At 66.8% G+C, this 956-nt stretch carries 1 protein-coding gene; it reads left to right on the top strand.

The window, feature by feature from the left end:
* Positions 1–956 (top strand): hypothetical protein (locus BGIM_RS50720; RefSeq protein ID WP_040889356.1); only part of this gene is annotated, 956 nt, incomplete at both ends.

Raw genomic sequence — 956 nt, 5'->3', positions numbered from 1 at the left:
CGCCGCCGAACGTCCGGGCGGCGCGGCCCGGCGCGGCCCGGACGTTTTGGTGTCCCAGTTTCAAAACCTGTCGCGCATCACCGTGGAGCAGTCGGTCGCCCTCGCCGTGGCGCTGGCCCAGTCGGGCCTGGACAACTACGCCGAGAAAATTCGCCAGTCCCAACTCTCGCTGCATGCCGAAGCCGCCCCGCCCCGGCTTACGCTGCAAAGTCTGGTCCTTTCGGGGCGGGCCAGTGCTCTGCCCGAGGTCATCGCGCAGTTTCGCGACAAGTTGCAGGGCCCCACGCTGGGGATCAGCCCGGACCGCATCCTGTTCCGCTCGGAGTACGCCAAGTCGGCGACCGCTATCGGGGCTTGGCGCGGGATGCACCGCTACCTCACGGGCAAGGAACGCGTCGGCAGGCCCGCGGAACTGAACGGGAAGTGCGAAATGGACATTGAAGTCCAGAACCTGTTCTTCTTCCTGCCGACGTCGTACCGCCTCGGCACGGGTGAAAACCGGATGGGGGACTGGATCTTCACCCGCCACTCCGAGTTCAGGCAGCACGGGCCGAAGCCGCTGGGCCTGATTCGCTCCAAGGGGTTCGTGACCCCAGGCCGCGAGGAGCAGATTTACCGGGACGACGGCGACAACAACGGCGTGATGGTCGGGCGCTTCGTCATGCGCGAACTGGCCAACCTCAAGCTCCGCGGCGACCTCAGGGACCGCACCCCGGCCGACGAAGTCCCGGCGTGGCAGGTCCGCTACGAGATCACCCACCAACGCCGGCTGAGCGCGCTGGTCCTCCGGGCGTCCAGGCCGCCGGCCGACCCGGGGCTGTTGCCCATCTACGACATCCGCGACAACGACGAACACCACTACACAGTCATGACCGTCGAGCCGGGCACTCTGGGGAGATTGCAAAGTGCCCAAGGGCAGCAGTGCCCGTTTGACATCATTTCAGCCGCGGAAGGCG

It is taken from the genome of Zavarzinella formosa DSM 19928 (assembly GCF_000255705.1).
GTDB lineage: Bacteria > Planctomycetota > Planctomycetia > Gemmatales > Gemmataceae > Zavarzinella > Zavarzinella formosa.
This window is presented reverse-complemented; position numbering and strand designations above follow the sequence as displayed.